This is a genomic window from Oribacterium sp. oral taxon 078 str. F0262, assembly GCF_000160135.1.
In the GTDB taxonomy this organism is placed as follows: Bacteria; Bacillota; Clostridia; order Lachnospirales; family Lachnospiraceae; genus Oribacterium.
In genome coordinates, this window is record NZ_GG729934.1 from 379,381 (window position 1) to 394,627 (window position 15,247).

The 15,247-nt window shown below is 56.2% G+C and carries 12 protein-coding genes and 1 tRNA gene; 2 read left to right on the forward strand and 11 right to left on the reverse strand.

All coding sequences use genetic code 11. The annotated features are described in order from the left end of the window. Nucleotides 1-19: 19 nt before the first annotated feature. Entirely contained in the window at nucleotides 20-2,365 is a 2,346-nt protein-coding gene (locus GCWU000341_RS05490; RefSeq protein ID WP_009214818.1) for an ABC transporter permease, read from the reverse strand. Then, nucleotides 2,366-3,052: an ABC transporter ATP-binding protein gene (locus GCWU000341_RS05495; RefSeq protein WP_009214819.1), complete on the reverse strand. Its 687-nt coding sequence runs from the start codon at nucleotides 3,050-3,052 to the stop codon at nucleotides 2,366-2,368. Nucleotides 3,053-3,301: 249 nt separating this feature from the next. Between GCWU000341_RS05495 and GCWU000341_RS05500 the strand changes: the two genes are divergently transcribed. Then, nucleotides 3,302-3,487, forward strand: a complete 186-nt coding sequence (locus tag GCWU000341_RS05500; RefSeq protein WP_009214820.1) for a type II toxin-antitoxin system HicA family toxin — start codon at nucleotides 3,302-3,304, stop codon at nucleotides 3,485-3,487. A 50-nt stretch (nucleotides 3,488-3,537) separates the two neighbouring features. Then, nucleotides 3,538-3,933: a type II toxin-antitoxin system HicB family antitoxin gene (locus GCWU000341_RS05505; RefSeq protein WP_040653493.1), complete on the forward strand. Its 396-nt coding sequence runs from the start codon at nucleotides 3,538-3,540 to the stop codon at nucleotides 3,931-3,933. Nucleotides 3,934-4,150: 217 nt separating this feature from the next. Here GCWU000341_RS05505 and GCWU000341_RS05510 read toward each other — a convergent pair. From GCWU000341_RS05510 to GCWU000341_RS05550, 9 genes are all read right to left on the reverse strand, one after another. Then, nucleotides 4,151-4,221 (reverse strand) — tRNA-Trp (locus tag GCWU000341_RS05510). Nucleotides 4,222-4,246: 25 nt separating this feature from the next. Next, entirely contained in the window at nucleotides 4,247-5,635 is a 1,389-nt protein-coding gene (radA, locus tag GCWU000341_RS05515; RefSeq protein WP_009214822.1) for a DNA repair protein RadA, read from the reverse strand. Then, nucleotides 5,616-8,102: an ATP-dependent Clp protease ATP-binding subunit gene (locus tag GCWU000341_RS05520; protein WP_009214823.1), complete on the reverse strand. Its 2,487-nt coding sequence runs from the start codon at nucleotides 8,100-8,102 to the stop codon at nucleotides 5,616-5,618. The genes radA and GCWU000341_RS05520 overlap by 20 nt, the downstream gene beginning before the upstream one ends. 18 nt (nucleotides 8,103-8,120) lie before the next feature. Next, entirely contained in the window at nucleotides 8,121-9,569 is a 1,449-nt protein-coding gene (locus GCWU000341_RS05525) for a cadherin-like beta sandwich domain-containing protein (RefSeq protein ID WP_050761920.1), read from the reverse strand. A gap of 195 nt (nucleotides 9,570-9,764) precedes the next feature. Further along, a complete protein-coding gene (locus GCWU000341_RS05530; RefSeq protein WP_021774331.1) occupies nucleotides 9,765-11,165 on the reverse strand; it encodes an oxaloacetate decarboxylase subunit alpha in 1,401 nt (466 codons plus the stop codon). 148 nt (nucleotides 11,166-11,313) lie between these two features. Next, a complete protein-coding gene (locus GCWU000341_RS05535; protein ID WP_009214826.1) occupies nucleotides 11,314-12,462 on the reverse strand; it encodes a sodium ion-translocating decarboxylase subunit beta in 1,149 nt (382 codons plus the stop codon). Nucleotides 12,463-12,506: 44 nt separating this feature from the next. After that, nucleotides 12,507-12,878: a biotin/lipoyl-containing protein gene (locus GCWU000341_RS05540; RefSeq protein ID WP_009214827.1), complete on the reverse strand. Its 372-nt coding sequence runs from the start codon at nucleotides 12,876-12,878 to the stop codon at nucleotides 12,507-12,509. A 139-nt stretch (nucleotides 12,879-13,017) separates the two neighbouring features. Then, nucleotides 13,018-13,833, reverse strand: coding sequence for an OadG family transporter subunit (locus GCWU000341_RS05545; protein WP_009214828.1), 816 nt, complete (start codon nucleotides 13,831-13,833; stop codon nucleotides 13,018-13,020). A gap of 9 nt (nucleotides 13,834-13,842) precedes the next feature. After that, nucleotides 13,843-15,219 carry a carboxyl transferase domain-containing protein gene (locus GCWU000341_RS05550; RefSeq protein ID WP_040653495.1) on the reverse strand — a complete coding sequence of 459 codons (1,377 nt, stop codon included), beginning with the start codon at nucleotides 15,217-15,219 and terminating at the stop codon, nucleotides 13,843-13,845. Between the last annotated feature and the right edge of the window lie 28 nt (nucleotides 15,220-15,247).

Consider the following 15,247-nt stretch of genomic DNA (forward strand, 5'->3'; position numbering starts at 1 on the left):
TTTTCTCCCTCTCCTTCTTCTACTCCCTTTCCTTTAGAACCTCCGCGACATCGATTTTCCCCAAGGAACGGAAGGAAAGCAAAAGGGAGAGCGCGGAGACGGAGGCGCAGAGACAAAATCCCTTCAAATAGGAGCCGGGCGGCACATGGAATTTAAGGAGATAGGCATCGGAGGACAGTATTTTCGAGAGAATATCCCGAACGAGGAAGGACAGAGGAAAACCGATAATGATCCCGAGCGAAAAATCGGCCAGTTCCTCCCATAGGATCATGCTTCTAAGCTCCTTTGAGGGAGTGCCGAAGAGGAGAAGCGTTCCGAACTCATTCCTTCTCTCCCGGAGAAGAATATTTCTGATGTTTATGATCAGAACGAAACCCATTGCAACAGAAAGCGAGGAAAAGATCGTCATCATCGAGGACATGCTGTCGATCAGGCTCCGATAGCTTTTCAGCACCCGGGAGGATTCCGTAAGGGATCTGACTGAGCTCGTCTCCGAGAGAATCTTTCTCACTCTCTGCTCCTCCCCTCTCTGCACCTTAAAGAGAAGCTCATTCACTCCGGTCTTTTTCGGGAAATACCGATGCATCTCGTCGATATCGATATAGCAGCCCCCGCCGAAGCTTTCCTCCGCGACATAGACGACCGGGAGAGATACCTTGTTCTTTGCGAGATACGGATTGTAGACCGAAAGCTCATCTCCTGCGCGGATACCGAGTTTTCCGGCCGTGATGGAGTTTATGACGAGTCCGCCGCTTCTGAGCCGGATCTCTCTGCCGTAGCAGTCTGCCAGCCGATGCTCACCGGAATCGCGGCGAAAGGCCGTAAGGCTCGAAAGCAGGCTGTGATTTTCGTGCTCCAGGCTTACGGAATATCTCGCCTCGCACTCCAGCTCATAGATCCCCGCGATCTGCCGCATGCTGTTTTCCATATTGTTCCTGTCCTTGAAGCCGTCCAGGCTGAGCTTCATATCATAGAGCTCGACCTTCGTAAACTGCATGGTATACATATGCTCCGCGATCACATTGAAGGAAAAGATGACGGAGGACAGGGCGAAGGGGAAGGCCGCCGCAAAGGCCGCGAGAAGATTCCTCCTCTTATTTCTCAGCATAAAGCGAAGGCTCATCCTCTGGGCAGGGCCGAGTCGAAGACGAAGGAAGTCCGGCAGCCTCTTCCCGCTCCTTTGCTCCGGCACTGCGCCCCTCATGGATTCCGCCGGATGGATCTTCAAAATGCCCCGGACTCCCGCAAGAACCGCTGCCAGACTTATCATCAGCGCGAGGAAGGCCGCTGCCGCCCTGCTCTCCCAGTAATAATGCAGCTCTCTTTTCGGAAGATTGTAGTACAGGGAATAGAGGTAGAGCGCATAGCGCTCCATCGGGACAGAAAGAAGGGAGCCCAGGAGCGAACCGAAGGCCGAGACAAGGCCTCCGACAAACAGATAGCCTGCCGTGAGCGAAAGATCCGGAAAGCCAAATGCCTTCATGGTCCCGATCAGAGCGCGATCCCTCTCGATGAGCTTGATGAGTACGACATAAAGCATGAAGGCGGACACCAGGAAAAAGATGAGCGGAAGCAGGATAGAGACCGCAAAGAGCTGCGCAAACTGTGAATCCATCTGATGATAGCTGAGCTGATCCTCCCTCGATACGAGAGAGGAGATGCCGTATTCGGACAGCCTTTCCCGAAGCTGTTCCCTGACATCCTGAAAGGAATATCCCTTTTCCAGGCTGATCCCGAGCTCATTCACAATGCCTTCTTTGCCGAGACAGTTCTCAAGACTTCTTCTCTCCAGGCAGGCGATATCGTAGATCAGCGTATCGGGGATCTGGGCCCCGCCCGGCGGTATGGCATAGATGTATTCCGGCTCCTGGACCGTGCCGCAGATGTAAAAGGTCCTCGGCCTGTCTCCGATGATCAGGCGGACCGGATCCCCGTAGTGCAGCCCTCTGTCCTGAAACATCTTATAGCCGATGCATATCCCGTCTCCCTCCGGAAAGTTCCCCGCAATGAGACAGCGGTTCAGGGAATCCTCTTCGCCGACGGCCAGCATATGAACGCTGACGATATCGCCTCCCTCCTCCGTCTGAAGACGCAGATCCTCCGAAAGGCGCCCGAAGACCTCCTTCACTCCCTCGATCTCCCGGAGCTTCCCGAGCTCCCTCCCCGGCATGCGCTCAAGCTTCACAAAGACATCGGCAAAATGCTGCTTTTCGTAATAACGGTTCAGCGAGTCCCGAAGATTCCAGCGAATATCTGTTTCCGCGACAAGAATCAGTACACCGAGCGCTATGATGAGCACAGCGCCGATGTAGGATGAAAGATCCCCAGCGGCTCCTCTTAGGATGTTCTTCAGATAGCCCTTCATTTACCACTCCACCTCTTCCGGCGCACTCCTTCTTTGATTGACGCTGACATGATCGATCCTGCCGTCCCTCACATAGAAGACCCTGTCTGCCGTCTCCGCGATCTTTTCGTTGTGTGTGATAATCAGCACCGTCTTTTTGTACTCCCGATTGAAGTCCCAGAGAAGCTGAAGAATCTGCGCTCCTGTCTTAATGTCCAGAGCCCCCGTCGGCTCATCGCAGAGAAGCAGATCCGGATTTTTGCAAAGTGCCCTGGCGATCGCAACTCTCTGCTGCTGTCCCCCCGAAAGCTTCGATGGGAAGTGATCGGCGCGATCGGAGAGTCCCACCCGCTGCAGCAGATCCCCGGGATCAAGCGGATCCTCCGAGAGCTCCGCCATGATCTCGATATTTTCCAGCGCGGACAGATTCGGAAGCAGGTTATAAAACTGAAAAACGAAGCCGATATGCTCTTTCCGGTAGCGGCTCATCTCGGCCTTTCGAGCGAATTCCAGGGCCTTTTCGCGGTAGAGCACAGTCCCCTCGCTGACGGTCTCAATCCCCCCGATGATGTTCAAAAGGGTACTCTTCCCGGAGCCGCTCGGCCCGAGAATCACGATGAACTCACCTTCCTCCACCTCAAAGGAAACATCCCTCAAGGCCTGGACTTCTATCTCCCCAACACGAAAAACTTTTGAAATATTTTTCACCTGAAGTAATATGATGGAAATACCTCCCGTACGTTAGTTATAACTAACTATCGTCATAATACACGAAAACCCCGGGGAATTGCAAGCAAAAGATCTTAAATAAAACTTACCGGTATTGCATCATAGAACTTGACACTTCTCATTCACGGATTGAAATAAGAAATTTTGTCATAATATTTACGTATTTTTATTGACACACGTATTTTTTACGTGTATCCTGTTTATGAAAACGAAAGGAGAGATAAAACATTGAAGGTATCAGAAATCGTAAAGCTCTTAAAGAAAAATGGATGCTATAAAACCAAAGAAGGTGCCAATCATGAACGATGGTACTCTCCCATAACCGGGAAGACATTCTCCATCCCAAGGCACTATGGCAAAGAGCTTATGAAAAAGACAGAGCAGAGTATTCTGACCGATGCGGGGCTGAAATAAGTCCCACTCAACTTCAATGCTTTATCCAAACAATATTAAGGAGGCAGTATATGGCAAACTATATTTATCCGGCGGTTTTCACAGAAGAGGAAAACGGTTACTCTGTGAATTTTCCCGATCTTGATGGAGCCTATACCTGTGGAAAAACTCTTAGCGAAGCCTTGTCAATGGCGGAGGATGTTCTGTCATTGACGTTGGTGGACTATGAGGACCGCAAAGAGGAGATTCCCGATCCGTCTCCTATCAAGTCTGTACCAAGTGATGCCAATGAATTTGTCTCACTCATTCCCTGTGATACCGAAAAATACAGACGGCTTATGAAGAATCAAGCGGTTAAGAAAACTCTCTCTATTCCGGAATGGCTGAATGAAGCCGCTACAGCTGCCGGATTGAATTTTTCACAGGTTTTGCAGGAGGCGCTGAAACTGAAATTGAATCTGCGGTGAAAAATCGCTATGACATAGTCCTTCCTCAGAAGCTTTTGTTTCTAAGTTCAGCGGCTTGATGGACTCCCGATTTCTCTGTACAGTTTCTGTACAGTTTTTTCGATTACGATTAGACATGATTTTTGCGCTATCACAAGCGATATTTTACGGCAGCAAAAAAGGCTTAAACACGTTGATTTTCCTGGGAATCTACGTATTTAAGCCATTTTTCTTTTCACAGGGGATGAGGGATTCGAACCCCCATCGGCGGTTTTGGAGACCGTTGCTCTACCCTTGAACTAATCCCCTCTTTTGCGACAGAACACATTCTATGCTATTTCCTCAGGATTGTCAATGCCTCCCGGATATTTTTCACAGCTATGATCTCCGCGGAATTCCCAGCGAGCTCCCGCGCCTTATCGCTGTGGTAAGCGGGCATGACGATGCGGCGAAAGCCCAGGCGCAGCGCTTCCTGGATCCGCTGCTCCGCCCTGGACACTGCCCGCACCTCTCCGGCGAGTCCCACCTCCCCGAAGATCAGCACATCCTCCGGGACGGCGAGATTCCGGCAGCTGGAGATCAGGGCAAGGATCACCGCGAGATCCAGGGAGGGCTCCTGAATCCGAAGTCCCCCCGTGATATTGACATAGGCATCATAGCGGGACATCTCGATCCCGAGCCTCCGCTCGATCACAGCGAGCAGGAGGTTCAGGCGGTTGAAGTCGATGCCGTTTGCAGTCCGGCGCGGCAGACCGAAGCTCGTGGGGACGGAGAGGCCCTGGATCTCCAGGAGGAGCGGCCTCGTCCCCTCCATGCCGCAGCTCACGACAGAGCCGGAGGCCCCGAGAGGGCGCCCGGAGAGGAGGAGCTCCGAAGGGTTTCTCACCTCCTGAAGTCCCTCTCCGCTCATCTCAAAGACCGCGATTTCTCCGCTTGCGCCAAAGCGGTTCTTCTGTCCGTGGAGAATGCGGAGATTCCCACTGCTCTCCCCCTCGAAGTAGAGGACGGCATCCACCATGTGCTCCAGAATCTTCGGCCCCGCGACGTTTCCGTCCTTCGTGACATGTCCGACGAGAAAGATCGCGCTCCCGCCCTCCTTCGCCGTCCGAAGAAGCGCCGCCGCGGATTCCCGGACCTGACTGACGGAGCCCGGGGCGGCGGAGACGGCCTCTGTAAACATCGTCTGAATGGAGTCGATCACAACGAGCTCCGGCCTCGTCTCCGCGATCGCCTCTTGAATATTTTCGATATTGGTCTCGCAGAGAAAGCGGAGCTCCCCCTCTCCCACCGAGAGCCGCATGGCCCTCATTTTGATCTGCCGAAGACTCTCCTCCCCGCTCACATAGAGGACGGATCTTCCCTCTTTGGCGCTCAGGTTTCTCGATAGCTCGAGGAGCAGCGTAGACTTTCCGATACCGGGATCTCCGCCGAGGAGCAGCAGAGAGCCCACGACGATCCCTCCTCCGAGCACCCGGTCCAGCTCTGTGAATCCGCTCTTTAAGCGCTCCTCCAAAGAGAGCGGGATCTCCCCCAGAAGGAGCGGTCTCGTCCTCTCCCCCCGCGGCAGTGCAGCGGAAAAGGAGGAGCCCTTTCCCTTCTGCACTCGCTTTACGGGCTCCTCCACCATGCTGTTCCACGCGCGGCAGCTGGGGCATTGGCCCAGCCATTTCGAGGTCTCATAGCCGCATTCCTTACAGAAAAACCTAGTGCTCGCCTTCGGCATCGGCCGTTTTCCTCCTGCTGCTCCTCACGCTGTATTTCAGCGTCTGCTTCTTCCGGTCCAGACTGATCCGGACGGAGCAGTCTCTTTGGAGCCTCCCCTCGAGAATCTGCTCCGCGAGCTGATCCTCCACATAGCTCTGTATCGTCCTTCGGAGGGGACGGGCCCCGTATCTTGCATCAAAGCCCTTTTCAATGAGGTAGTCCTTCGTCCCCTGATCGAAGCTTAAGCGGATATTCAGCTCGGAAAGGGCCCTCTGTCTCACTCCCTTCAGCATGATGCCGAGGATCTCTCCCATATCCTCCCGGCTGATCGGGTGGAAGACGAGGATCTCGTCGATACGGTTCAGAAATTCCGGACGGAAAAGGCGCTTCACCTCCTCCATGACCTTCTCCTTCATGAGCTCATAGTTTTTCTCGCGGGATCCGTCAGCGGAGGAAAAGCCCAGCCGCTTCGGATTCACGATGGACTCCGCCCCCGCGTTGCTCGTCATGATGATGATGGTGTTCTTAAAGGAGATCTTCCGCCCCTGCGCATCCGTGATATGTCCGTCGTCCAGGACCTGCAAAAGGATGTTCAGGACATCCGGGTGCGCCTTCTCAATTTCGTCGAAAAGGACCACGGAATAGGGTCTTCTCCGCACCTTCTCCGAGAGCTGTCCGCCCTCGTCGTAGCCCACATAGCCGGGAGGAGAGCCGATCATCTTTGAGACGCTGTACTTCTCCATGTACTCGGACATATCGACACGGATCAGATCGTTCTCGGAGCCAAACATCAGCTCCGCGAGAGCCTTGGAGAGCTCCGTCTTTCCGACGCCGGTCGGTCCCAGGAACATAAAGGAGCCGATCGGGCGCCGCGGATCCTTCAGACCCACTCTCCCCCGCTTGATCGCCTGCGCGACCGCGTGGACGGCCTCGCTCTGCCCCACTACCCTTTGATGGAGATTCTGCTCGAGCTTTTTCAGCTTCTCGCTCTCCGCCTCCGCAAGCTTTTCCACCGGGATGCGCGTCCACTGGGAGACCACTCTCGCGATCTCCGCCTCCGTGACATGGAGCGGATGCTCCTCCTGCTCCCTTCTCAGGCTCTCGCTCTCCTTCTCGAGCTTCCGCCTCTTCTCCTCCTGCTTTTTCTTTACCGCGGCGGCTCCTTCCAGGTCTTCCCTGCGGATGCAGTCCTCCTTCTCGAGCTCCAGCTCCTCGATCTGTTCCCTGAGCCTCTTCAGCTTCTCTGGCTCCCCGCTGAAGCTGATGCGGAGCCGGGAGGCAGCCTCATCGATTAAGTCGATCGCCTTGTCCGGGAGGTAGCGCTCATTGATATAGCGGGAGGAAAGCTTCACCGCAGCGCGGAGAGCCCCGTCCTCAATGAGCACATGGTGATGCTCCTCATACTTCGGCGCCACGCCGCGGAGAATTTCATAGCTCTCCTCCTCGGAGGGCTCCTCGATATTCACCGGCTGAAATCTTCTCTCCAGCGCCGCATCCCTCTCAATATGCTTCCGGTACTCGTCGAGAGTCGTCGCCCCGATGATCTGGAGCTCCCCCCTGGCAAGGGCCGGTTTCAGGATATTCGCGGCGTCCAGCGCGCCCTCCGCACCGCCCGCGCCGATGATCGTGTGGATCTCATCGATAAAGAGCAGGGATCTTCCGTCGTTTTTCGCCTCCGCTATGACTCTCTTGATCCTCTCCTCGAACTCTCCGCGGTACTTGGATCCCGCCACCATGGCCGAGATATCGAGGGTCAGAAGGCGCTTCCCCGCGATGGTATCCGGCACCCTCCCGGAGACGATCCTCTCCGCGATTCCCTCCGCCACCGCTGTCTTTCCGACGCCGGGCTCACCGATCAGGCAGGGGTTATTCTTCGTCCTCCGGGACAGGATCTGGATGACCCGCATGATCTCCGCCTCTCTCCCGATGACGGGATCGAGACGGTCCTGTCTCGCAAGCGCCGTGAGGTCGCGGGAGTACTGGTCCAGCATCGGGGTGCTGCTCTGCTGCCTCTGATCCCTCTGCCCTCCCTCCTGCTCCGCTCCGCTGAATCTCGGGCCGATCGCATTGAGGATCTGCTGGTACATATTCTGGACATTGCCGCCCAGAGTCGTGATAATGCGGGACGCGGCGGAGCTCGGCTCCTTCAGGATGGAGATCAGGATGTGCTCTGTCCCCACAAGCTTCGAGCGGTTCCGATTTGCCTCCTGAATCGCGGCGTCCAGAACCCTTCTGGCAGAGGGTGTGTAGCCGGAGCGGTCCGCCACCGTGACATTGCTGTCCGGGGACAGAAAACGGGAGATCATATCCAGAATCTTCTCCTCCTCGATCCCGTTCGCGGCGAGAACCTTCGCGGCGAGCGCCGTGCCCTCCCGGCGGAGCCCGAGAAGGATATGCTCCGTTCCGATGTAGTTGTGGTGCAGGCTCTCCGCAGCCTCAATGGAAAGCTGCAGCGCTCTCTGCGCCTGTACGGTGAATTGATTCATTCTCTCTCCTTCGTCCGCCTATAATTCCTCGATATTCAGAGCCTTTCCGCTCTCGGAGTCCTTCTCCCTGGACGGCTTTTTCAAAACTCTGGTCTCGGAGAGATCCAGCTCCTCGACCTCCGGCTCTCCCCGATCTCTGTCCTCCGTCTTTTGAATCATCCGGGTGATTTCCAGATCCTCCTTTTCATTCTTCCCAAGATCTGTCACCACCCTGGTCTCGGAGAGCTCCTCCTTCCTCCCGCCTTCCTTCTTGGAAGGCTCCAAAGCGGATTTTCCAGTTCCTCTTCTCGAGAGCTCTCTCCGGCTCTGCTGCGCCTTTCCCCTCCCGCCCTTCTGCGGCTTCAACAGGATCCAGGCCGCCATCGAGAGGCAGAGCAGCGCGAGTACGCAGCTTAGGATAAACTGCCAGTTATATCTCAGTACCAGGGAATCATGCGTCTTCACAAGCGCCGCGTAGGCCTCCGCGTCCTGCTTTGTCTTCTCCGCGACCGGATCCAGAAAATAGCGCTGTATCGTCTTTTCCGATAGATCATAGCGGTAAAAATTGAGCTCGCCCGCGTCATTCATGCCATAGACTATGCAGTAGGGATGCTCCGTGTCCTCCTTCCAGACCCATCCCCTCACCTGATGCCCGTCGATATCGATTCTGCTCTCTGCAAAGCCATCCGGGATCTTCACATCGGATCCCGGATTCATAATCGTGATGGTTTTCTCCTTTGCGGAGAGCTTCACCCCTTCATTGGTCGTCTTGCTGCCGTCCTCATCCTTTTGGGATGCTCCTCCCTCCTGCTTTGTCACCTTCAGGTTATAGGCGAGCGTCGTGCTGCCGTCCGAGGAGGAGACATTGACGGTCACATGGTTCTCCCCCATGTTCAGACTGTCGTTTCCGCTGATCTCCACCTTCGCGCTGTCCGCAGAGGGAACGGCATTGACCGTGAGCCGGCTCACATCCGTGCCCACGGTCAGACTGTAATCCGTATTGGTCGAGGAAAAAGCGGGGCTCAGTTCTCCCGGGGAGACGGAGAGCTCCTTCAAGGTCGCATCCTTTTCCGATCCGCTCTCCGCGAGCACCGTCACCGCCGAGCTGCCCAGATGATTGATCTCCACCTGGGAATTGTCCGAGGCCGTAACCTGCTGAGAGACGACGTTGATCGTGGTCTCCCCGCTGCCAAGCGTCCGGAAGCGGAAATTGTATTCCAGTGTTCCGGAGCCCGCTCCGGAGCCTGCTCCGCTCACGTGGATGCTCCCTTCTCCTCCGCCCGCATCCGTTCCGCTCTCAAATTCCAAAAGCGAGGAATCATAGCTCAGCTCCAGCTCCGCGGAGGAAAGGCTGCTGTCCCCGCTCTTTATCTTCATCGTCACATTGACCTCTTCGCCGGCCGTCACCTTGGGATCCGAAAAAGAGATCTGTCCGCTCGCGGCAAGCGAGGAGAAGGCGAGAAGACAGCAGAACAGGAATGTAAGCATTATATACTGCAGTTTCTTCATGGATTGTTCACCCTCACATTACTCAGCTACTTCTATACAGTTTAATTTTTTCCCTTCCTTCCGTCAATAAGAAAAGTCAATAAGAAAAACTGACCCACCGTCTATGCCGATGGGCCATTCTCCGTCCCGAAACGCCGCCGATAGAAGCCGGGTTCCTCATTCCCCGGTGATCCTTCAGGCCGGGTATGCCTTGTTCTCCTTGTCCGCCTGCCTCAGGGCGACTCCGCTTTTCTGCGCCTCCCGGTACTCGAAGAAATCCTTTGCGACCTGCGGGAAGAGCGCGTAGGAGAGGACATCCTCCGGCTGCGTGACCCACTGCGCGCATTCCTTCTCAAATTCCGGAAGCTGCGGGGCGATGTGGTCCGCCGGGCGATCCGTCATCTGTGTCTCCCCGGGCTTTAGGATCTTCTTTACGACCTCCGGGTCCATCGGCTTCACTGTGCGGCCAAACTCCCCGGCCACCAGTTTATGGGATTCCTTCGGCACCATCTTATAGCGCTCCCCGGTCAGGACGTTTAAGACAGCCTGCGTTCCCACGATCTGGGAGGACGGCGTGACGAGCGGCGGCTCTCCGAAATCCTTCCGGACTCTCGGCACCTCCTCCAGCACCTCTGTGAGCCTTTCATCCTGCCCCGCCTGATGGAGCTGGGAGATCAGATTCGAAAGCATTCCCCCCGGAACCTGATACTTCAATGTATTGATGTTCACCCCCAGGACCTTCGTGGACATAAGTCCCGACGCGAGGCATTCCTCGCGGTAGGGCTGGAAATAATTCGAGACCTCGATCAGCTTGTCGAGCTTAAGCCCCGTGTCATACTCCGTCCCCTCCAGCGCCTTCACCATGACCTCAGTGGAAGGCTGGGAGGTCCCCATGGAGAAGGGGGTGGATGCGGTGTCAATGATGTTTGCCCCCGCCTCCACGGCCTTCAGGTAGGTCATGGAAGCCATGCCGGAGGTATAGTGCGTATGCATGTCGATCGGGAGCTGCGTCCCCCTCCTTAAGGCCTGAACCAGCTCGAAGGCTGCGCTTGGGAGCAGAAGCCCCGCCATATCCTTGATGCAGAGAGAATCTGCCCCCAGACTCTCGACCTCGCTCGCGAGCTTCTCCCAATACTCCAGGGTATAGGCATCGCCCAGGGTATAGCAGAGCGCGATCTGGGCATGCCCTCCCTCCTTCTTCGTGGCCTTCACTGCGGTCTCGAGATTCCGGATATCATTGAGACAGTCGAAGATCCGGATCACATCGATGCCGTTCGCGATGGACTTCTCGACGAAATACTCGACGACATCGTCCGCGTAATGATTGTAGCCCAGAATATTCTGTCCCCGGAAGAGCATCTGAAGCTTTGTCTTTCGGAAGTGGCGCTTCAGCATCCGAAGCCGCTCCCACGGATCCTCTCTCAGAAAACGGAGGCAGGCATCGAAGGTCGCGCCTCCCCAGCACTCAACGGCATGATAGCCGATCTGATCCATGCTGTCGAGAATCGGCTCCATCTCAGAGCTTGGCATGCGGGTCGCAATCAAGGACTGATGAGCATCCCGAAGGATCGTCTCGGTAATCTTTACTCTGGCCATATTTTCCCCTCTCTCTGCTGTTCTCTCTGTCTTTTTGTGCAGTCCGGCGCATTCCTCCGGCTGTCCCTTCCGCATCCCTTCCTCTAAGAGAGGAAGGGATACCTTTCCCGGGCCGGCTCGCTCTCAGCACTCCTGTCCCGGATATTTCTCACTTTACGCCAAAGACCGCCATGAAGGTTCCCGCCGCGACCGCGGTTCCGATGACTCCCGCCACATTCGGTCCCATCGCGTGCATCAGGAGAAAGTTCGTGGGATCATATTCCGATCCGACCTTCTGCGAGACGCGGGCCGCCATGGGGACGGCGGAGACGCCCGCAGAGCCGATCAAAGGGTTGATCTTCTTCCCGGAGGCGTAGTACATGATCTTTCCGAGCAGAACGCCGGCCGCCGTGCCGAAGGCAAAGGCGATCATGCCGAGCCCGACGATCTTTAAGGTATTCAGGTTCAGGAAGGCCTCCGCAGAGGTCGATGCTCCCACGGAGGTGCCCAGCATGATGACGACAATGTACATCATGGCATTGGAGGCGGTCTCCGTCAGCTGCTTTACGACGCCGGACTCCTTAAAGAGGTTCCCGAGCATCAGCATGCCGACGAGGGGCGCTGTGGTCGGAAGAAGGAGACAGACGATGACAGTGACGACGATCGGGAAGAGGATCCTCTCCAGCTTTGAAACCGGGCGGAGCTGTGACATCTTGCATTTCCGCTCCTCATCCGTCGTCAAAAGTCTCATGATCGGCGGCTGGATGATCGGGACCAGGGACATATAGCTGTAGGCCGCGACGGCGATCGGGCCCAGCAGAGCGGTCTGCCCCAGCTTATTGCAAAGAAAGATGGAGGTCGGTCCGTCCGCCCCTCCGATGATCGAGATCGCGGCGGCCGCCGCCCCGTTGAAGCCCATGAGGATCGCGATAAAGTAGGCCCCGTAAATCCCAAACTGCGCGGCAGCCCCCATCAGGAAGCTGATGGGATTTGCGATCAAGGGTGAAAAATCCGTCTGCGCTCCGACGCCGAGGAAGATCAGAGACGGAAGAATCGTCCACTCGTCGAGATGGAAAAAGTACCAGAGCAGTCCCCCGGTCCCGTTCATGGACTTATCCGGATTCAGCATGATATCCGGATAGATGTTCACAAGCAGCATTCCGAAGGCGATCGGCACCATGAGGAGCGGCTCGAAGCCCTTCGCAATCCCCAGATAGAGGAAGAAAAAGGCGATGCACATCATGAGGTAATTGCCCCAGCTCAGGTTGAAGAAGGCGGTCTGCTGCAATAGATTACTAAAGGTCTCCGCTATATTCATATTTTATAACCCTCCCGCTCAGAAAGCTCCGCTGCCTCCCCTCCTCAGTTCATGCTCGCGAGGACGGCACCGGACTCCACGGAGTCACCGGAGGAGACATTGAGACTTGCGATCACGCCGTCCTTCGGAGCGACGATGTCATTTTCCATCTTCATGGCCTCGAGCACCAGGATGGTGTCCCCGGACTTGACCGCATCGCCGACCTGCTTTTTCACAGCGAGGACCTTCCCGGGCATCGGGGCCGTCACCTTGACCGCTCCGTCCTCCCCTCCGGTCTTCTTCGGGGAGCTGCTCCTTGAGGGAGCGGCGGAGGGGGCGGGAGAAAGCGGAGGAAGGGAAGCGGACTGCGCCGCCCCGCCCTCTTCCACTGTCACATCATAGGAAACACCGTTTACGGTAATGGTATATTTCTTCATGGGAATCCTTCCTTATTCTTTATGCTTTTATGCTGTCTTAATTCTCTATGCTGTTCTGTGAGCGTATTTTTCTGTACTTCTCCGCTTTATGCCTCTGCCCGGCGAAGCTTCGCCCCTGTGCAGAAGCTGCCGCTTCCCTCTATCTTCTTCGGATCGAGCGGACCCGGAGTCCGTTGTGGAGGCTCTCTCCGCCCTCTCTCTCTCCTCTCTCCTCCTCATAGGCTGCGATCGCCGCGGCGATGACCGCCTGCAGCAGCTCATCGTCTTCCTCCGCTCCGCTCTCCTTCTGCGGGATGACCGGCTCCGGCGGAGCCTTTACGGCGCTCCTCGCAAGAGGCGGGGCATCGATCGCCCTTCTCTTCTCCCTTCTCTCCCTCACATTTTGCTCCGCCAGATTGACATAGCGGAAGAGACTTATGACCCAAGCGATGAAAATCAGAACGGCAAAGACGGTTCCCATTCCGACGAGCAGATTCCCGGCGGCGTCTGTGAGCTTTTCCGCCATCGTATAATCCGGGAGAAAGCTCATCTCCGTGAGCTTCGTCATCTTCTCGTCTACGCCCAGAGTGAAAAGAAGCTTCCTCTTCTCAAAGACCGCATTGACCAAGATCGTCCAGTTTCCATCCGCATCCTGGCTGGCCTCCGAGCTCTCCACAGACTGAAATTCTCCCAGGCGCTCCCTGCTGTTTTGGAAGTTGACAAGCCCGTTATAGCTCACGGCATCCTTATTCTTCTTCGCCTCCCGGATCCTCTCCGAGAGGCTATTTTCATCACTTCGCGCGATATCCTCCAGGAAGCTCGGCGCAAAGCTTTCCAGATACTGCTTTTCCTGGGCGATGAGTCTCTGCTGATCCTCGCTGATCTGTCCGCTCTCCTTTTTTCTTCCGCAGGCCGAAAGGAGGACAGAAAGAAGGAGAAGGAGAAAGAGCAGTGTTTTCGTTATCCGCTTTTTCATGGCACCTCCCTACACGGTCCCGTGCTTCTTGTCCGGAGAAGAGACCGTCTTGGTATAGAGCATCTCAAGAGCGGCGATCACCCTCTGCCTCGTCTCCTCCGGCAGGATAATATCGTCGAGATAACCCCTCTCTGCCGCCGCCTGAGCGGAATTCTGCGTCTTTCCAAGCTCCGTGGCCTGCCTCTGTATGCTCTCTCTGTCGCTGTCCGGGAAGAGGAGCTCCGCGCTCTTCTCCTCATTGAGGATCCCGATCCGCGCGTTAGGATAGGCGTAGACAATATCCGCGCCGAGCGCCTTGCTCCCAAGAACCAGGCCCGCGGTTCCGATCGCATTGCGGATCACTGTCACAAGGGGAACGGAGGCATTGGCATAGGCATAGGCAAGCTTTGCGGCGGCTCTTGCCATATGCTTCTCCGTGCAGCCGGAATTCTGATAGCCCTCCGTATTGACGATCGTGAGCACCGGAATCTCATAGGCGTCACAGAAGCGGATGAGCCCGGCGGCCTGCTCCGCCCCCTTCCAGCTGAGGGACTTCTCCTCTGTCATGACCGCGCCGACCGTCTGCCCGTTCAGCCGGAGGAAGCCCGTCACGAGATCCGGTGCATAGCCCCTCTTCGTCCGGAAGAAGACGCCGTCGTCAGAGAGAAGCCTTAAGGCATCCGGGGCGCTCAGATTCTCGATCCCCGAGACAGAGCGGTTCAGATCATCCTCCGTGCCCTCCGGCTCCGCATAATCCTCATTGTTCGAGGGGAGCAGGGAAAAAAGCTCTCGCAGCTTCCCAAGGATCTCCTCCTCGCTCCCGCTGAAATCCACAAGCCCGTTTTCCTCCTGTGCCTCTGCCATCGCGATCCGATCATCCTTGTTCCCAAGGACAGCGTCCGGGGCGTTCACAAAAAGGCGGCCCTTCTCTTTCTCCATGAAGACGAAGTCCGAGAGAGCCGTAAGCACCGCCATGCCGCCGCCGGAGCTTCCGAATACCGCGCTGAGCTGAGGGATGACACCGGAAGCAGCTGTCTTTTTTCGATAGATTCTTCCCATGCCAAAGAGAGAATCCGAGGCCTCCTGCAGGCGGAGCCCGGAGCAGTCGATCAATTCGATGAGCGGCGCTCCCATCTTCATCGCCATATCGTAGAGTGCCGCGATCTTCTTTCCGTGCATCTCTCCGACGGAGCCCCCCAGCACGGCGCTGTCCTGCGAATAGACATAGACCAGTCTCCCGCTGATGGTGCCGTAGCCTGTGATAACGCCGTCGGAGGGAAGCTTCTTCTCCGCCAGGTTGAAGTCGGTGGATCTGGCCCGGACCAAAGCTCCGATCTCGACGAAGCTGGACTCATCGAGCAATGAGCATATTCTGCCCATTGCGGATGATGTAGACTGATTATCCATTTTTCATCCTCCATTTCTCTATCAGGCA